Below are 18,903 nucleotides of genomic sequence, written 5' to 3'. Positions count from 1 at the left end.
AAAGGTTTGTGAGTTTCTATCCATTGCTAGAACGCCGCTTTTTATTTTGAATAAACCCTGCAATTAAAAGGAAAAGTGGATATAAGATGCCTACAAGTAAGCTGTAGGGAATCCACGTTTTTGTATCCCAATCCTTTTGATAAGAAACGCTTGGATACACAATAAGGGAAAGGGTAATCATAATGAGCGCGACTGGAAAAGAAAATAGCTTGTAGTCCTTTATATGAAATACATTGGCAAACCCCAAAAGAGTAGCGTAAAAATAAATGCAAAGTTTAAAAAAGAGAGTAATAAACCACAAAATAGCAATGACCACTTCAATTCCTTGAAGAAAGTTTCCTACATCAATTCTTCTTCCTAATTCATAGCTTGGAAACATGGTGATTTGGGAGTAATAAGGACCAAGTACTAAAATTCCGAGTAAGATTAATGTAACCATCACTAGTCCACCGGCTATATTACCTATATAAAAAGATTGAGTTGCCTTTTTCGTGTCTGGTGTATGAGAAGGAAAAATCATAAGCAGAATGGTATAAGTCAAAGAACTCATGCTTAAAAACGTTAAAACAGCCCGAATAAAAGCTTTTGGATGGATTTCGAACACCGGCTGAATATGCTCTATTTTAATTTGAGGGATCATAGACAAAATAAGAAGTCCGAATAATCCGACAAACCACGGAAATAAAATCTCGGCACTTCGTGCAATAACTTCTATTCCTAGGCGTACTCCTACGATGACCACACCCATAAATGCGATGTGGATGGCTGTAAGCGGCGTGTAGGGAAGAATTTGTGTAGTGAGAAAATTTCCTACATAGTAAAGAACTTGACTGCTGATAAATAAATTGGATAACACAAAAACAGCAGAAACAATCTTTCCAAATAGTTTGCCTAAAATTTTTTCGTTCATTTCCATCAGCGTAAGCGTTGGAAACATTTTTCCTAGTGAGGTAAAAAGCAAAACTAAGCCAATTCCTAATGCTACACCAAAGAGTGCGGCAATCCAGGCATCTTGATGAGCATCAGCTGTAATAGCGGCAGGTACAACAATAATTGTGCTTCCGATGCTATACAAAGTTACTAATTTGCGAAACTGCGCAGCTGAAATATTGATTTCATTAAGCAAAATGAGCACATCCTTTTGCCATATACACTAATTAAGTGATCCAACGGAATAATAAGTGACTTAAAGGTTGAAACATTACTTCTACCCAATCAGAAGGGTTGGGTAGAGGCAGCCGAAAGATTTTTGCAAGAGCGATTATGATGCTGATTGTCATGAACACAATAAAAATGTTCCGTTCCTTTTTATGAGAGTGTTGAGGTAATCTTTTTATTTCCATCCATATAATCCCTGCACAAATGATCAAAAAGGAAAGAAACAAGTGCATGCAGTCAACCCCAATACATTTTTTCGTTCAGATAAGCTATTCGTATGATGTCCGCTAAAGAAAGTGATTATACATTTTTGTAAAATATAGAAAGCATTTCAGGAGATAGAAGATATTTTCTAGGGCTCTTAAATGATTGAGGGATTTGTTATGAGGAATATTCACTTAGCTTTAACCTATTGAAGCGTCGTATGAATAAGTAGAAAAATGCCACACTAAAGAGTGAACAAATGGAAAGGAGCACTATGATGAAAAAATTCCCATACAATAAAGATAAACAACAATCGTTTCAAGCAGCACAGCAGGGGCATAAAGAAGCAGTAGATGCATATGAACAGGCAAATGAAGCTAAAAATGATGCATCGTACGGACATGAAGCGAAGCAAGCGATAGGTGAAGTGAATGAAGCCTCTCAGCAAATTGAGAATGCGCTTGAAAATGCTTCTGAAACACAGCGTCAGCGTTTAACAGAGTTTCAGCAAGATATAGAAGATATGGAGAACGACCTTAATCAGTAAAAGAGCCGCTGTTTTACTTAGGCAGGTTCACAATAGAGAGTATAAATTGTAAAAGCAGAAGATAATGAACTTCTGCTTTTTTTGTCGTGTAAGAAGTATTTACGCTCATTTTTTAATGGAAATGAAGGCTAAATAAATTCCCACCCATACATATACATATTTTGGGACATTAAGGGTATAGAGCAGTAATTTAATTAAGGAGGATGATTATGAAAGCAGTAACTTTTCAAGGTGCAAAGGATATCCAAGTAAAAGAAGTAGAAGATCCATCTTTGAAGAAAAAAGACGATATTATTGTTAGGATTACATCTACAGCCATTTGCGGTTCGGATTTACATATCTACCAAGGTGCTCTCCCGGCTGAAAAAGGATACGTTATTGGCCATGAACCAATGGGAATTGTAGAAGAAGTAGGTCCAGAGGTAACAAAAGTAAAAAAGGGAGACAGAGTAGTTTTACCGTTCAATATTTCGTGCGGGACCTGTTATTATTGTCAGCATGATTTAGAAAGTCAATGTGATAACTCTAATCCTAATAAGGAAATCGATACAGGAGGATACTTCGGGTTCACTGAACGATATGGGAATCACCCAGGAGGACAGGCTGAACTATTACGTGTTCCCTTTGGGAATTTTATGCCATTTGTAATTCCGCCCTCCTGTGAGCTTGAAGATGAGGCATTGTTATTTATGTCGGATGTTCTGCCAACCGCTTATTGGAGTGTAGAAAATTCCGGAGTTGGACCTGGGGATACAGTAGTGGTTCTTGGCAGCGGCCCTATTGGATTAATGACTCAAAAGTTTGCATGGATGAAAGGTGCTAAACGGGTCATCGCTGTTGATAACGTTCCATATAGATTAAAACGAGCTAAACAAATGAATAACGTAGAGTGCTTTAATTTTGATAAATACGACGATATGGGAAGCTATATTAAAGAGGTAACCGGTGGTGGAGCAGATGTTGTAATTGATTGTGTAGGAATGGATGGAAAGAAATCACCAGTAGAAGCGATTGAACAAAAACTCAAGCTGCAAGGAGGAACGTTAAGTGCTATTCAAATTGCATTAAAAGCAGTAAGGAAATTTGGGACAATTCAGCTAACAGGTGTATATGGATCGATATATAATATGTTTCCTCTTGGGAACATTTTTGAAAGAAACATCACTTTAAAAATGGGACAGGCTCCAGTCATTCATTACATGCCAGAATTATTTAAAAAAATTACAGATAGGGAGTTTGATCCTACAGAAATAATTTCTCATAAAATCCCTCTTAATCAAGCAAGTGAAGCCTATGAAATGTTTAACAATCATCAGGATGAATGTACAAAAGTTATCTTAAAACCATAATAAAGCACATATCTCCTTAAATATGTATAAAGAAAAAATTGAGAATTATTTTACAATAGTCATATCTATTTGAAAGAGGCTGGAACAAAAGCATGTTATTTGAAGGAAGATCCGAGCGCGTTTGATTCTTGATGGAGAATCAAACGCGCTCGGCTTTTTTTATTGGTAGTGTAAACGTAAGTTTCGTTTATATAATTGCTTCTAGCTGTTGTTTGGAAGGAAAGGCGAAGACTTGCACGGAAATCAACAGTGGTATAACAAATAATCCATCATTCCATTCTTATTTTAAAAGGTATAGAAGTTAAAAAAGTAAGAATCCTAATAAAAAGAAACGATAAGAATGGAAAGGGATTGTGACAGGAAATATGCTAATAAACATACTAATAATGATTGTCGTATTGTACTTCATATATGTATTCGCAACTGCAGTGGTACTGTTTTATGTCCCTTTGCACAAGGGAAAAGACTTAAAAGTAATGAATACTGAGAATTTTTACGGGAAGAAAGAATCTACAGACCGAGTTATGCTTTTGGAAAACGGTTATTTTTCAGGGCTTGTTCGAATGCAGATGATTCAAGAAGCGAGGCATACAATTGATATTGCGTACTTTTCCATCGGTAAAGGTCGTTCTTCGGATTTACTTATGGGCGCTTTATTCGAAGCTGCGGATCGAGGTATACGTATTCGCGTGCTGTTAGACGGGATCTCTCATGGGCTAAAAGGCAAGAGGAAAAATGTTCTTTATGCTCTAGCTTTCCACAATAATATAGAATTAAAGTACTATGAGCCCTTCACTATTTTTAAACCTTGGACATGGCATAATCGTCTTCACGATAAAATAATAGTAGTCGATGGCCAATTAGGTATTATTGGAGGACGAAACATTGGAGATAAATACTTGGCCAGTCAACCAAATAAAAATTTTGTCTATGACCGTGATGTGCTGATTTATAACACAAAGCAAGAAAGTCATAGTGTCATTCTCTCAATGGAGAAGTATGTAGAGAAATTATGGAATCATCCGTATACACGAAAAGCTTTTCCAAAGCTCAAGAAAACTAAACAATTTCGCGGTCTTTCAGGAAAGAAATTGTTGATAGATCAATACGAAGAGGCCAAAAAAGCAAACGAACCTTTTGTCCATCCTTATATTGTATGGAGAGAAGCAACGATCCCTACAAGAAAGATTTCTTTTATTACAAATCCTATTCAACGAATAAATAAAAGCCCTTTTATATGGAAAACGTTTATTAAGCTTTCCCAACAAGCTGAAAAATCCATTGTTGTTCAAACCCCTTATATCGTACCAACAAAAGAGATGGAACAGTATATAGATAAGCGAGTAAAACCAAAAGTGCAAAGAATTATTTTAACTAATTCTATTACATCCACTCCAAATGCTATGGCTTTTTCTGCATACTTGGGAGTAAAGAATCGCGTCATAAAAGCTGGTTCGAAGCTTTATGAATATCAAAAGCCTTATTCAATTCACGGGAAATCTGTTGTTTACGATCAGCGTTTAAGTGCAGTTGGTTCTTTTAACCTAGATTCGCGCTCTGCATTTTTAAATACTGAATCCATGGTTATGATAGATAGTGAAGAATTTGCAGCCCAGTTAACAGGAGCTATTGAAGCTAAAATTTCTCACAGTATGCTTGTGGGAGATGAGGGAGAACCTGTGGATGTTAATACGGATTCTCAAAAAAACGTGCCTCCTGTAAAATCTGCACTCCTACATATTCTTTCGGTCTTTACACGATTTTGGAGACATTTTGTATAGTACTTTGTTACAGCAGAGTCTCTAAAAACAAATAGCGGAGATTAAAGAGGACTGCAGCTGGTGAAGGGAATGTGTAAAAAGCTGTGATATGCCTCACAGTTTTTTGAAAACCGCTAGTACTAGTTATGATTCATCAAAAGATCTATTGACGAAATTCCATATATGTTTTATTATGATGTAGCGTCGTTAATAAACGAGGTTCTTTTGAAGAGGTCATTTCTAGGGGCATAGTTTAAAGGTAGAACTACGGTCTCCAAAACCGTCAGTGTGGGTTCAATTCCTACTGCCCCTGCCATTTTGGAGTTATCTTTTAATTCACACGCGGGTGTGGCGGAATTGGCAGACGCGCTAGACTTAGGATCTAGTGTCTTATGACGTGGGGGTTCAAGTCCCTTCACCCGCATCTTAATTTAGATAAATGCGCGGAAGTAGTTCAGTGGTAGAACACCACCTTGCCAAGGTGGGGGTCGCGAGTTCGAACCTCGTCTTCCGCTTCTTTTCAAAAGCAGTTTGCATGTGCAAACTGCTTTTTTGTTGTAGAAATAAAGAGTTTTATTATGCTGTTTGTAATCAGAAATATTTTATTAAAGCAGTACTGCTTATACGTGTTGCTTTCGTGAATATACACATAATATTGGGGTTACATTAAAAGCTAATGAACGATACGTGAAGACATCTAATATGGTTTTTAAGATAGGGGAGAGTCCTATGGAATCTAGTTGGTTTTCGATTATACCGTTTTTAATTGTTATTCCCATAGCTATTTTCACGAAACAAGTGCTGCCAGGGTTGTTTTTAGGCTTATTAGTAGGTGCTTATTTAATTGATCATTCGATTATCGGAGGTGTTGAAAAGCTACTTCACTATGTTGTACAAGCTCTTAGAAATAAAAGTAATATAGAAATCGTCGTCTTTTTATACGCGTTTTCAGGGCTTATCGGAATGATTAAGATGGCTGGAGGAGTTAAGGGGTTTGTGGAAACAGCTGCAGAAAGAATTGATACAAGAAAAAAAGCCCTTATTTTAACCTATGTTTCAACCATTGGAACATTCAGTGCTCCCACATTTCGTTTTGTGACGATCGCACCCATCATGAGAGCGCTGCTGAAAAAAGTGAAAATGACGACAGCAGAGCTAGGGTTTGTTATTGAAACAACTGCTACTCCTGTTATCGTCTTAATTCCTGTGGCAACGGCATTTGTAGGGTATATGGTCTCAATCATTCAAATGGCAATTGATCATCAAGGCATAAAACAAGACGCTTATTCTTTGTTCATTCAAAGCATTCCTTATAACTTCTTTTCGATTGTGATTATTCTAGTAGGGATTTATTTCAGTTTTTTTCATCATTCAACATCTACGGCTCCTATGAAGCTAGAGGAAGAAGACGAAAAAGATTGGCATGATTGTCATCCTTGCGTGTCGAAGGATTTGCCTTCTAAGCCTTGGAATCTGTTAGTACCTTTACTTGTTGTGATTTCACTTACTTTACTTTTAACATGGTGGAGCGGGCATCATAAGAGCCACAGCTTTTTTGAAGCATTTATTAAAGCAGACGTGCTAGAAGCGATGGTAGTAGCTTTAATTATCACTACGTTAATTACCCTCATTTTTTTCTTGTTTCAGCGCTTTACATTGCAGAATTTGCTTAATGGTTTTATCACAGGAGGCAATGACTTAATGTCTGTTATTCTGCTGTTATCGGTAGTATGGGGATTATCCGCTGTTACAGAAGACTTAGGTTTTTCAAATTTTGTGACGGCACATTCTAAGTGGATTCCTCAAATGTTTGTCACTCCTTTTATGTTTGTGTTTGGAGCTGCTATTTCTTACTTTATCGGGTCTGCTTGGGGGACATGGGGGATTTTAATGCCGCTTGGCGTATCGCTTGCAAGTTCTGCAGATCTTTCTTTGCCATTAATTATCGGTGCGGTGTTTGCGAGCGGTTCCTTTGGAGCATTTTCTTCACCTTTAAGCGACGATACGAATACCATCGCCAAAATATTAGATTTATCTGTTATTGAATATGCCAAATATAAATTAAAGCCAGCTTTAATTGCAGCGGGAATAACAGTTGCTTTCTATCTTGTTGTATCTTTCTTGTTTTAAATGAGGGAGTAGCTATCTATTCTTCACTTTTCATTTTTTTTAGCTTAACGTATGCATACAGCCCTAGTGATAGGCACACTAGCATGATACAAGTAAGCGGAAATAAGATGGTATTAACAAAATGATCATAAAACCATATATACACGAACATCACCTCGATAATTTTAACGCCATTTTTTCTATTTATTAGAGATATACTATCTGTGCTGCTTCTTCCTATTTTTCAAAAAGGCGATAATCAAAAGCAGTATAGGTATGATAGAAAATAGCGGCATATGTAAAAGAAATCTCGCTACGTGCAGCCCTTCATAAAGGTGTTCTTGAAAATTACTAGCGATTGTAATCGACAGAAATAACACAATGATGCCTAAAGGATACGCTAGACGGGAAGGCGATTTAATTTTAAATAAAGTAGCTGTACTTATTATAGAAGCATAAAACAAGATGCTAACTTTAAAATAAATTCCAATAACCATAGCGAACATAAAAAATACATCTAGACGCTCTAAAAAATCAGCTACTTGGATCGTTTGGACAGTACTCAGAAGAGGGAACTGTGATCTTGTCGTCAAATCAACTCCAAGTACGCTAATGTTAATGATCATCGTAATAATTAGGTTAATTCCGCTTAATCCCGTTGCGCATATCATGGTGACACTCGCTTTTTTTGGGTTGCTCAAGTAAGGAAGAAGCATGGTAAATACAATAGCTTCTGTGAAAGGAAAATACAGCGTTTCAGTTAAAGCAATTTTCGCAACGGGGAGTACTCCTTCTTTTAATACCGGCTGCAAGTTCTTAAAATCAATTAGCCCTGAGCTAATAATTAAGATGAAGCCTGCAACAGCCAGAAAATACATAAAAATAAACAGAAGCTCTCCTGACCTTGCTATCGCTTCAATTCCTTTTCGGGTTATATAGATAATGACCAGCATCAATAAGGCATTGGCAATAAATAAAGGCGTATCGGGATAGGCAAAAGTAAGAAGCATCTCTCCGAAATCTCTTAGAACTCGTGATGCATCGTATAAAAAATAGACAATATATATGAATGCAAGAAGTGTTCCAAGTGCCTTCCCTAAAATTTTTTGCATATACTCTGTAGGCAGAAGGTCCGGATAGTAGGAATAGAGCTTATGATAGACTAAGAAGAAAAAAAAGCTGCACAGCATTCCAATTAAAATAGCTAGCCATGCATCTTGCTTCGCTCTCATTGCAAGAGGAACTAATAAAGCACTTCCCAGCTCGAATAAAACCATGAGAATAAATAATTGAGTGGCGCTAATTTTTGCTTTTTCCATATAGCCAGAACCTCCTGACCTCAGTTTTGTTTTTCTTTTACGCTAGAGAGAAACGACTTATTGCGCAGACCTGTTCGGCGAATGTAAGCTTCTACTTTAACGTCTACATCTAATTTTGGAAAGTAAACGTCATCCCATTCTGATTTGAGTTTTTCCCACTGATTAGGCCGCGTGCGTGCTAGTGCTTCTCCGAATCCAAAGATGTCAACTTTGTTTGTCTGAGCTTGTTTAATAGCTATTTGTAATTCTTTTTTTATTTCTTTACCTGCACCTTTTTCCATTTTTTTAATTACAGCAGGTTGACGGGTATCAACGGGGACCTCAACTTCTCCAAGATCGCCTTCTACGCGAGTGTGAACGGACGCATAAGGTTTTCCTTTTACCATTTTTACAGATACATCCGTTTTTTGACGAACTGTTTGATAGGCAAGCGCTTCCTTTTTTCCTTTCCAGTCTACATTAATATCGGTTCCTTGTATTTTATCAAGAATCCAAACGCTGCCTCTGGCTGGACTATTGTACAACCAGTCGATTAACTTTCCATTTTTAAAAACAGCAATGCCAGAAGCACGAAGGGTAGCTTCTGGTGCGCTTTGCTGGAGGTTATCTAATTTTTCTGCTTGTTGAGGATTTCCAACTAAACGAAAACCCGAGACTAGTGCTTCTCCTCCGGGAGATTCGAGAGATTTCATCACTTCTTGAAAAGAAACCTTGAGGTTTTCTCCCCATTTTCTTTGAGTGAACTCCAGCGTTTTCATAATTTTGTTTGCTGGAATTTTATCCACAGGCGTTAGTGCTTTTACCAAATTAGCAGCACTTGACTGGTTTGCGATTACTAAGGAAGTCGTAATTCGAAACTCAGGATCGCGGTCAATAGAATCAATAAGAATGTTAATTCCTTCTTCACGCGCTAGTTTTTCTCCGATCACGACTAAGTTGGTGTGGGCATAATAAAGTCTTCGTGAAATTCTAGCTGAAGCGCGTCTGCTTGCTTCAACTAAATTATCACCGGAAGCAGCATAGATCGTAACAGGCGGACTTTGGGTACCGCCGCCCCCTTGTAATCCAGCTACATTTCCCGGGTTAATAATTTGATAGGTAAGCTCATATCGCCCATCTTTCGTTTTATCAATGCCCATTGCCGATACAAATGCAAGATCCGTTAACTCTTTTTTACTCCAGCAGCTAGTAAGCAATACCATCATTATGGTCATTACCAGTAAAAATAAACTTTTATGTTTCATTTTGATCATCTTCTTCCATCTCCTGATTAATCATACCTCTTGAAAAAGGAGGCTCAGGCTTTTGATGTTTGCTTTGACGAACTTTGTTATCACTAATTAATTTAGGTCTTCTTCTCATCGTCCACCATGGCAACCGCAGCAATGTATCTTCATTGCTTGCAGGAATAAACGGTGCTAATGGCGTCATATAAGGAACACCAAATGAACGTAAGCTGCACAGATGTCCAACTCCCATTAAAAGAATAAGAATAATACCATAGAAACCGAATGTAGCCGCTCCTAGTATAAATAAAAAACGAATTAAACGCGCTGAAATAGCCATATCGAAAGAAGGTGTGGCAAAGCTAGCAATAGCTGTAATCGATACGATAATAACCATAGCTGGTGAGACGATCCCCGCTTGAACCGCTGCTTGCCCAATAACAAGAGCTCCGACGATCGATACGGCAGAGCCGATAGCTTTTGGTAAACGAATCCCTGCTTCACGCAAAATTTCAAAGGTGACTTCCATAAAAAAAGCTTCCACAAACGCGGGAAATGGAACGGATTCTCGCTGTGCCGCAAGAGCTACAATAAGCGTCGTGGGTACCATCTCTTGATGAAATGTTGTAACCGCCACATACGTAGCAGGAGCGATAAGTGAAATCATAAACATAAACACCCGCAAAAGACGAATGGACGTCGCAATATCAAAGCGTGCGTAGTAATCTTCAGCCGATTGGAAAAATTGAATGAACAAAGCGGGAGCAATAAGGACAAAAGGAGTTCCGTCCACAAAAATAGCAATTCTTCCTTCCAAAAGGTTACCTGCCACCACGTCGGGTCTTTCTGTATTATAAATAGTTGGAAAAGGAGTGACCGTTTGATCTTCAATTAGCTGCTCAACATAACCTGATTCCAAAATACTATCAATATCAATATTTTTTAATCGCTTTCGAATTTCTTTTACAACTTTATCGTTTGCGATGCCATGAATGTACATAAGGGTCACATCCGTTTTAGTTACTCGGCCAATCTTCATCGATTCTAGCCATAAGTCGGGTGTTTTAATAATTCGGCGCACCATGGCTAAGTTTGTGCCAATAGACTCAGTAAAGGCACCTTTTGGTCCCCGCACTACCATTTGGGTAGTAGATTCTGAAATGGCACGCTTTTCACCGCCTTGTGTACTCACGCTGAGTACGCGGTTTATGCCGTCGACAATAAGAAGGCTGTCTCCTGACATCAAAGAAGACAGTAAATCATTCCAGTTGTCTGCAAACGATACGTTGCCGATTGTTACGATGTCTTCGGAAATTAACTCTAATGCATTTTTATCATTTAGTTCGTTTTTTTGATTATCTTTCATAAGAGACTGCAGTAAGTAATCTTGGATAGCCTGATTATCTACAATCCCTTCTATGTAGACGATAGCAGCAGCCAAGCTGTTATTGACGCCTATTTTAAAATGACGAATCACAATATCTGAGCTGTTTCCAGTTTTCTCTTTAATGAGGGTAAGGTTCTCAGAGAGCAGATTCTTAAGAGAAGAAGCTGTTTGTTCGCTGCTTGTTTGATCTGCCTGAGGGGGAAGCTTATTTTTAGACTTTTGGTTTTTAAAGAATGAAGGCATAAATGAAAGCACCCTTACTATAGTTTTTATTAATTTGACCAAAAACCGTATAATTATGTAATTTTTAACAAAATATCTTTTGCATGATGGTAAATAAAAATGACGAACCTATGAGGTAAGTAATGATTAGGTGAGGAGTAGACATATGAAAATTATTGGAGTTAGCTTACTGCTATTTGGATCTGTGATTGCTCTTTCTGTAGGAATTGATCTTTTTCAAGGAACGAACATACTGCAGGCGCTATACAATGCGTTAAGCCCGTTTCGTGTAATGGAAGTGGCCGAATTATTTGTCCTTTTTTCTCTTTTATTTTTCTTTTTCGCAGAGTCACTTTATCTTGTTTTAAAGAAGCGTCAGCAAAAGCAATAGTAACTTGTGGTGCAAAGAGGTTTTTATATCTTCACTATCGAAACAAGCGTATAGAAAGATAGCTTTGAGATAGGGGAGAACTACATGAACATTGAGACTGACAGATTACTAATACGCAAATTTAAATATGAAGATTGGCAAGATGTCTACGCATATACATCTGATGCTAATGTCATGAAGTACATACCAGAAGGTGTTTTTAGTAAGGATGATGCGAAGAAATTTGTAAATGAAAATACGAAAGAAAATGTTAAAAAATTTCCAGTTGTCTTAAAAAACGAAAAAATTTTAATTGGTCATCTCGTCTTTTTTAACTATTTTGGGGACCATACTTATGAAATTGGTTGGGTATTTCATTCTCTCTATCATCAGAAAGGATATGCTTCAGAAGCGGCAAAAGCAATCGTGGACTATGGCTTTAACACAATGAAACTGCATCGGATTATTGCTACTTGTCAGCCTGAGAATACGTCTTCTTATCGTGTTATGGAGAAGATCGGGATGAGAAGAGAAGGGTATTTTAAAAAATGTATTCCAACTGAAAAAGGATGGTGGGATGAATATTATTACGCGATTTTAAAGGAAGAGTGGAAATGAACTTTACTTTTACGGAATTGCATTTTCCAAGTTGTAAAGACGAAAACAAGCCCAATTTTTAAAAAATGAGCAGAACAGCAAACCAAAACGTCTAGGCAGACATACAATAAGCTATCCATGAGAAACACCCCATGTTTGAACCTTCTTTGTTTTAGCAACAGAAAATCACGTTGAAAGGGAGTGCTTGTATGTCTAATGCTGGATGTGGATTCGGTTCTGGTTTCGCTTTATTAGTTGTATTATTTATTCTATTAGTAATTATCGGATGTAGTTGTTATAGCGGTGGTTACGGTGGCGGCTACGGCTGCTAATTATATCACTGAATAGCCTAAAGAAATTTCTTTAGGCTTTTTTGTATTTTAAAAGTCCGTTAGTTTCTAAGAAAATCACTTACTCATTAGCGGTTATGATGAACGATTGAACAATTAAAAGACCCTACCGCGATCGATATCTGCTATACTTTTAATACGGATAATAACGCTTACATGTATGGGGCAGCAAACAAAAAAGAGAGGGCATAAGGTGAACTTTCCTATTTCAAAAAGTATTACAACTAAATATCTTCTTTTATTTACGGTTATTTTAATTGTACCGGGCATCATCATTTATTACATCATCACTGGCTATGCAAGCAAAATTATTAAAGAAGATGTAAAGGTTCAAAACATTGCAAGTAAAGATATTATAGCTAAAAGGCTGAATTCAGAAATTGAGCATGTAGCTTCGCAGCTGCAGCTTATTGCAGGAGAGGGGCTAGAGTCAGATCTTAACATAAATAGAATGTATAACCGAGCTAAACAAGCAAATTCACAAAGTTCAGTTATTCATTCCATTTACTATATCAATGAACAAAAACGCGTAAAGTTTGAAACGCCTTTTGCTTCAAGTCAAAACAATTTAATGTATCATCACCCTAATTTTACCCAAGTGTATTGGACACATACGTACGCTTTATCGGATCTTATTCAAAATTATCGTCATCAAAAAGTAGTAACCATTTCTGTACCTGTTCTTACTAATGATAAAGAATTTAAAGGAATTATTGTTGCAGAACTAAGCCGAGATTATTTATCAGAGGTGTTAAAAAGCGTCAGCCTGTCACGAGGACACTTCGGTTTTTTAACGGATCGCAAAGGGAATGTCATCGCATCTACAAGCGATAAGCAGCTTAACAAGAAGTTTTCAGTAGACAAAATACTAAACGTTTCTGGCTATACTCAAATAAATCATAATGGACAAGAGAGTTTAGCAGCTTATCAAACGAACCAAGAAGGCTGGAACTTGGTTTACGGTGTACCGACTAACGTAGCCTTTTCTCCTTTACATAAATTATCTCTTTTACTGCGCGTTAGTTTTATTAGTATATTGCTGCTTGCTTTATTTTTTATATGGTTAGGCATCAAAAATATTTTACAGCCAATCGTCAAGCTTACAAGCTATGCAAAAACGTACCGGAATTCTCAAACGTTCGTACCATTAAATAAAGAAGCGCCGGCAAGGGATGATGAGCTGAGTATATTGACACGTACAATTATTGAAATGGGAAACAGCAATTACGAAAAACAAAAAATGCTTGAGCAAAGTGAAAGATACCTTCACGATGTATTAGAAGGAATTCCTTATGGAATTATTACAATTGATCCGAGAAGTAAAATTACATACGTGAATCAGCAGTTTGAAAGAATGGTTGCTTTTCAGCGCCAGGACATGATTGGTGTTAACTTAGAAGATTTACCAATAAAATCTGAAAGCGTAGATTTTATTTTGCTTCACACATTGGCATCTGGGAAAGACATGGAAGAGATAGAAAGCTATATTCTCGATTCAGACGGCAGAAAAAGAATTGTTAAAGTTACGACATCTACTTTTTATACCGACACAAGTGAAGTGATGGGGATTATCGCGGTCATGCAAGATATTACCGAAATAAAGCAGTTACAGCTAAGACTGCAGCAAAGTGATAAGCTAGCGTCTATTGGACAAATTACGGCAGGAATTGCCCACGAAATAAAGAATCCTCTAGCCATTTTATCAGGATCAGCTGAACTTTTGCTGGATGAAGCGGAAGAAAGCGCCTGCTCAGAAGAAGTAAAAGAGCTTGCTGCGGATGTATTCATCGTTGTAAACCGTCTCAAAGAGATCACAAATAATTTTCTTAATTTTGCAAACATGAGTCAAAAGGAAAAGAAAGAAGTGTCACTTGTACAAGTGTTAGAAGAAGTGTTTCATTTACTGCGTTTAAAGTGTAATGAAGCAAACATTAGCATTGTAAAAGACTTTGAAGAAAAATGTTTGATTACAGGGGTCTATGATCAATTGATTCAAGTATTTTTAAACATTGTCTTAAACGCAATGGAAGCAATGGATGAGGGCGGGTATATTATCGCTTCCATTCAAACGATGAATATGAACGAAGAATATGTGGTTGTTCGTATAGAAGATACGGGTTCAGGCATTAACAAGCAGGACTTAGAGTGGCTGTTTAATCCCTTTTACTCCACGAAAGAAACAGGTTCAGGACTAGGGTTAACGATTGCAAGAGATATTGTAAAAGAACATGGAGGAGAATTATTTATTGAAAGTATAGAAGGCAAAGGGACAACCATTACATGCCGTTTTCCCAAACAGAAAAATACAAAAGGAGGCTAAAAACATGGAGAATAAGTGCAGTGTGTTAATGATTGACGATGAACAGAACCTTTGCAAGCTGGTAGCCAAAAAGCTTCAGAAATCTGGTTTTCATACGCACGCGGCATATACCGGAGAAAAAGGAATCGAAATGGCTAAAACGCTGGATACAGATGTCGTGATACTAGATTATATGCTTCCGGATATGACGGGGATCGATGTATTAAAGAAGTTAAAAGAGGTAACGCAATCAAAAGTAATCATGCTTACTGCATACGGGAATGTTGAGAGCGCTGTGCAATCTATGAAAATAGGGGCTGCTGATTATTTGAATAAGCCTATTGAACTTGAAGAATTAAAAAATATTATTGCTTCGCTATGTACGGGCAAGCAATCTGATGCGGTGATGGAAAAAGATAAAGACAAAGACTTTATTTCAAAAAGCCCAGCAATGAACAAGTTAGTTGAAATGGTGGAGTACGTAAAAGATACAGACGCCAGCATTTTAATTCTAGGTGAAAGCGGAGTAGGTAAAACCGCGATGGCTAAATGGATACACGAGCAGAGTCATCGGAAAAATAATCCTTTTGTCGCTATCAACTGCGCAGCCATACCAGAAGCCCTTCTTGAAAGTGAGCTGTTTGGCTACAGAAAAGGAGCTTTTACAGGGGCTGCTTCTTCTCAAAAAGGTAAGTTTTCTGCTGCGGATGGCGGTACCATCTTTTTAGACGAAATTGGAGAAATTTCGTTAAGCATGCAGGCAAAGCTATTGCATGTGATCGAGGAAAAAAAAGTAATGCAGCTCGGAAGCAATGAGTATGAATCCTTGGACGTCCGAATTATTTCAGCTACAAATAAACCGCTTCAACAATTAGTAGAACAAAAGAAATTTCGGGAAGATTTATACTATCGGTTAAATTTAATGGAGGTCACTATTCCACCTCTAAGGTACCGAAAAGAAGACATTGAACCGCTCATTCATCATCACATTATAAAGTTAAATACAAAATACAATAAGACGCTTGCTGTTTCAAACGCAGCACTTCAACAGCTAATTTCTTATGATTGGCCGGGAAATATTCGTGAGCTGTTAAACGCGATTGAAAGAGTCCATATTTTAAAACGGCATGGAACAATTGAGCTCTCCGATTTAACGTATCTTTTTAATAAGCAAGAGTCTCATTCATATAGGAATCAGCCGATAAAAGCCAAGCAAACAAATTTATCACATGCATTAGGTGAAGTAGAAGAAGAAATGATTAAAAACGCTCTTGAAGAAATGAAAGGCAATCAAACGAAAGCAGCTCAAAAACTAGGAATTGCTCGCCATACGTTAATTTATAAAATGAAAAAAATGGGTCTTAAATTTTAGAAAAAGGATATGAAAGAAATGACCTATCGTAAAATATTCAGCTTACTGGTACTGTGTTTTACAGTGCTGGGAGCATGTCAGCAGCCCAGTACTGCCCCTCTTAGGGAAGAAAAGAAGCCCCTCGATTCTGTTAGTATTACAATTGGGTCGAAATCCATGACCGAGCAATATCTACTAATGAAAATGACCGCGCTTCTATTAAAAGAACAAGGAGCTACTGTACATGAAAGGCGCTTTTTAGATAGCGATTCTATTCGAAAAGCAAGCTTGGCGGGATATGTTGATATGTACTGGGAATATACAAGTACGGCAAGAATTGTGCATCAAAACCAAGAGCCGGTCTATAATGAAAAAAAGTTGTATCAGCTGGTGAAAGAAACGGATGAGAAAAAACACTTAACGTGGCTGAATCCTAGCCATTTTAACAGCAGCTGGGGAGTTTTAGTTAACCGTTCTTTTGCAAAGGAGCATCATTTAAACTCTGTTTCTGACTTGATTTCCTACATAAAAAAGCAAAATAAAAAATTGAAAATAGCTACAAACAATGAATTTCTAAAAAGAAAAGACGGTTTGATTCAATTAGCTGACAATTATGAGTTGAAGTCCATTTCAACTGAAATCATTGGAATCGATTCAGAAATTATTCCTTTAGCAGTGAAAGAAGGCAGAGTAGACGTAGGGATTGGAATGATATCTGATAGCCGAATTCAAGCATACGGTCTTGTGTTACTAAAGGAAGATCAATCTCTTTTTCCGCCTTATTATGCAGCTCCCGTAGTAAAACAATCGTTAGCAAGCCGTTATCCGTCTGTCGTTTCTACTTTAAATGAACTATCAAGTAAACTAACGAATAAAAAGATGGTAGAGCTGAATCATCAAGTTGATATTTTACACAAAGACGTATCAGATGTGGCCTATAAATTTTTACTGGAAAATCACTTGCTTACTCGTTGATAGATATAATAAAAAAAGAGGCTGGGACAAAAGTAGTTGAGCCCAAGTAAAAAAACGAACCATTCATCAACCTTTTTGATGAGTGGTTCGTTTTTTTTTTTTTTTGTGATGGTGCATATCGTTTTATTTGTTTCGTTGCTTCTAGCAATTGATTGGAGGGCAAGGCGAAGACTCCTGCGGGAAAAGCGGAACAGGTGAGACCCCGCAGGAGCGAAAGCGACGAGGAGGCTCAGCGGCCGCCCGCGGAAAGCGAAGCCTTGCACGGAAATCAATTGCGGTGTCATAAGCAGTCCAGCTCATGTATCTCATTTGTTCGTCTTTCAATTGGATTTATTTCGTTATGTCTCAACCTCTTTTTTATTGTAGAGTGTAGAAAATTTCTACAGTAAATTGTGCGAATTTTCTACACTTTATTTTTTGTTTGCTATTAAGTAGCGATTACATCAGCTATTTGAACTTGGCACGCATCTTGCAATAGATATAAGTGAAAGTAAAAATGCTGAAACGTAAGGAGATTAGTATTCAATGAAAATTACGGGAATAGAGATCAAACATTATTTACTGCCTTTAAATCCGCCTTTTAAAGCAGCTTGGGACCCTGAGCCCCGCAAAAAGTTTGCTTCTACCGTTGTCTATGTACATACGGATGAAGGAATAACGGGAGTCGGATCAGGAGATTTAATGATGGGGCTTGAAGGACATGAACATTTGTTTATCGGTCAAGATCCTTTTGCCATTGAACGACATGCACAAGTGATTCAAAATATAGATTTTCACTATGGCAGATGCTGGCCGCTTGATTTAGCTCTATGGGATTTGATGGGGAAAGCAACAAAACAGCCCGTCTATAAATTGCTTGGAGCCCGATCTAACAAGCTTCTCGCTTATGCTTCAACGGGAGAAATCGTGACTCCTGAAGAACGTGCGGAGCGTGCAATTCGATTTGTAGAGCAAGGATTCAAAGCTATGAAAATTCGTTTTCATCACAAAGATGTAAAAGACGATATTCAAGTAGTGGAAGCGGTCAGAAAAGCCGTTGGTGACAAGCTAGAGATTATGGTTGACGCAAATCAAGGATGGAAAATGCCGTGGGACGTTGAACGGACGTGGGACTTAAAAATGGCCTATCAAGTAGCTAAAGAACTTGAAGAACTGAAAGTGTTTTGGCTTGAAGAACCTCTGCCTTCTCATCAGTTTGAACTGATGGCAAAACTTCGGGATCGAGTAGGTATTCGAATTGCAGGGGGAGAGATGAACCGTCATATGCATGACTTTAGAGAGTTAAACAAAATAAATGCATTAGACGTTTATCAGCCGGATGTAGCATTGTCAGGAGGAATTACGCAAACGAAAAAAGTTGCGGATCTTGTTCAAGGAAGCGGCGCTTGGTTCAGCCCGCATACATGGACAAACGGCATTGGTTTACTGGCAAATTTACATCTAGCAGCGGCGGTCAGTCACTGTCCATATTTAGAATTTCCTTACGATCCTCCAGCATGGTCTAACGAACGGAGAGATTATATTCAGCAAAACCCGCTTATGATTGACAAAGATGGTTATTTAGTAGCGCCAGAAAAGCCGGGTTTAGGCATCGATCTTGATGAAGAAGCTTTAAAACAGTACGAAATTAATCATTTCTACGTAGGTGAAAAAAATACAGTTTCTATTTAACTGATATAA

The 18,903-nt window shown here is 37.7% G+C and carries 16 protein-coding genes and 3 tRNA genes; 15 read left to right on the top strand and 4 right to left on the bottom strand.

Going from position 1 to position 18,903, the window contains the following annotated elements:
* Positions 1–16: 16 nt before the first annotated feature.
* Positions 17–1,135: a GerAB/ArcD/ProY family transporter gene (locus tag ACFX40_RS15070; RefSeq protein ID WP_231504497.1), complete on the bottom strand. Its 1,119-nt coding sequence runs from the start codon at positions 1,133–1,135 to the stop codon at positions 17–19.
* 504 nt (positions 1,136–1,639) lie between these two features.
* Here ACFX40_RS15070 and ACFX40_RS15065 point away from each other — a divergent pair.
* From ACFX40_RS15065 to ACFX40_RS15035, 7 genes are all read left to right on the top strand, one after another.
* Complete coding sequence (locus tag ACFX40_RS15065; protein ID WP_028408625.1) at positions 1,640–1,909, top strand: hypothetical protein; 270 nt, start codon at positions 1,640–1,642, stop codon at positions 1,907–1,909.
* A gap of 209 nt (positions 1,910–2,118) precedes the next feature.
* Entirely contained in the window at positions 2,119–3,258 is a 1,140-nt protein-coding gene (locus ACFX40_RS15060) for a zinc-dependent alcohol dehydrogenase (protein ID WP_377255454.1), read from the top strand.
* Between the two features lie 386 nt (positions 3,259–3,644).
* Positions 3,645–5,039, top strand: coding sequence for a phospholipase D-like domain-containing protein (locus ACFX40_RS15055; RefSeq protein ID WP_377255720.1), 1,395 nt, complete (start codon positions 3,645–3,647; stop codon positions 5,037–5,039).
* A gap of 221 nt (positions 5,040–5,260) precedes the next feature.
* A tRNA-Trp gene (locus ACFX40_RS15050) sits at positions 5,261–5,334 on the top strand.
* Between the two features lie 26 nt (positions 5,335–5,360).
* A tRNA-Leu gene (locus ACFX40_RS15045) sits at positions 5,361–5,442 on the top strand.
* Between the two features lie 19 nt (positions 5,443–5,461).
* Positions 5,462–5,533 (top strand) — tRNA-Gly (locus tag ACFX40_RS15040).
* A 214-nt stretch (positions 5,534–5,747) separates the two neighbouring features.
* Complete coding sequence (locus ACFX40_RS15035; protein WP_028408623.1) at positions 5,748–7,148, top strand: Na+/H+ antiporter NhaC family protein; 1,401 nt, start codon at positions 5,748–5,750, stop codon at positions 7,146–7,148.
* 197 nt (positions 7,149–7,345) lie between these two features.
* Here ACFX40_RS15035 and ACFX40_RS15030 read toward each other — a convergent pair whose 3' ends face one another.
* Genes ACFX40_RS15030 through ACFX40_RS15020 form a run of 3 tightly spaced genes read right to left on the bottom strand, consistent with a single transcriptional unit; the run spans position 7,346 to position 11,302 of the window.
* On the bottom strand, positions 7,346–8,446 hold the full coding sequence (locus ACFX40_RS15030) for a GerAB/ArcD/ProY family transporter (protein ID WP_028408622.1): 1,101 nt from the start codon (positions 8,444–8,446) through the stop codon (positions 7,346–7,348).
* Positions 8,447–8,466: 20 nt separating this feature from the next.
* Positions 8,467–9,690 carry a Ger(x)C family spore germination protein gene (locus tag ACFX40_RS15025; protein ID WP_377255717.1) on the bottom strand — a complete coding sequence of 408 codons (1,224 nt, stop codon included), beginning with the start codon at positions 9,688–9,690 and terminating at the stop codon, positions 8,467–8,469.
* A complete protein-coding gene (locus ACFX40_RS15020; protein ID WP_377255451.1) occupies positions 9,680–11,302 on the bottom strand; it encodes a spore germination protein in 1,623 nt (540 codons plus the stop codon). The genes ACFX40_RS15025 and ACFX40_RS15020 overlap by 11 nt, the downstream gene beginning before the upstream one ends.
* Positions 11,303–11,447: 145 nt before the next feature.
* Between ACFX40_RS15020 and ACFX40_RS15015 the strand changes: the two genes are divergently transcribed.
* The 8 genes from ACFX40_RS15015 to ACFX40_RS14980 all read left to right on the top strand — a co-directional run bounded on the left by ACFX40_RS15015 (position 11,448) and on the right by ACFX40_RS14980 (position 18,894).
* Complete coding sequence (locus ACFX40_RS15015; RefSeq protein WP_028408619.1) at positions 11,448–11,672, top strand: YczF family membrane protein; 225 nt, start codon at positions 11,448–11,450, stop codon at positions 11,670–11,672.
* 84 nt (positions 11,673–11,756) lie between these two features.
* The gene (locus ACFX40_RS15010; protein ID WP_377255449.1) at positions 11,757–12,269 is read left to right on the top strand and encodes a GNAT family N-acetyltransferase; all 513 of its coding nucleotides are present in this window, start codon (positions 11,757–11,759) and stop codon (positions 12,267–12,269) included.
* A 188-nt stretch (positions 12,270–12,457) separates the two neighbouring features.
* A complete protein-coding gene (locus tag ACFX40_RS15005; protein ID WP_013056948.1) occupies positions 12,458–12,580 on the top strand; it encodes a YjcZ family sporulation protein in 123 nt (40 codons plus the stop codon).
* Positions 12,581–12,791: 211 nt separating this feature from the next.
* Positions 12,792–14,918 carry a sensor histidine kinase gene (locus ACFX40_RS15000; protein ID WP_377255446.1) on the top strand — a complete coding sequence of 709 codons (2,127 nt, stop codon included), beginning with the start codon at positions 12,792–12,794 and terminating at the stop codon, positions 14,916–14,918.
* A 4-nt stretch (positions 14,919–14,922) separates the two neighbouring features.
* Entirely contained in the window at positions 14,923–16,269 is a 1,347-nt protein-coding gene (locus ACFX40_RS14995) for a sigma-54-dependent transcriptional regulator (protein WP_377255443.1), read from the top strand.
* Positions 16,270–16,287: 18 nt separating this feature from the next.
* On the top strand, positions 16,288–17,223 hold the full coding sequence (locus ACFX40_RS14990) for an ABC transporter substrate-binding protein (RefSeq protein ID WP_377255440.1): 936 nt from the start codon (positions 16,288–16,290) through the stop codon (positions 17,221–17,223).
* A 148-nt stretch (positions 17,224–17,371) separates the two neighbouring features.
* Positions 17,372–17,509, top strand: coding sequence for a hypothetical protein (locus ACFX40_RS14985; protein WP_165573317.1), 138 nt, complete (start codon positions 17,372–17,374; stop codon positions 17,507–17,509).
* A gap of 239 nt (positions 17,510–17,748) precedes the next feature.
* Entirely contained in the window at positions 17,749–18,894 is a 1,146-nt protein-coding gene (locus tag ACFX40_RS14980; RefSeq protein ID WP_028408614.1) for a mandelate racemase/muconate lactonizing enzyme family protein, read from the top strand.
* Positions 18,895–18,903: the final 9 nt, after the last annotated feature.

Origin of the sequence: Priestia sp. YIM B13552, from assembly GCF_042787775.1 — a bacterium.
Classification (GTDB): Bacteria; Bacillota; Bacilli; order Bacillales; family Bacillaceae_H; genus Priestia; species Priestia megaterium_E.
Note: the sequence above shows the minus strand (reverse complement) of the source record. Positions and strands in the feature narration are given on the sequence as shown.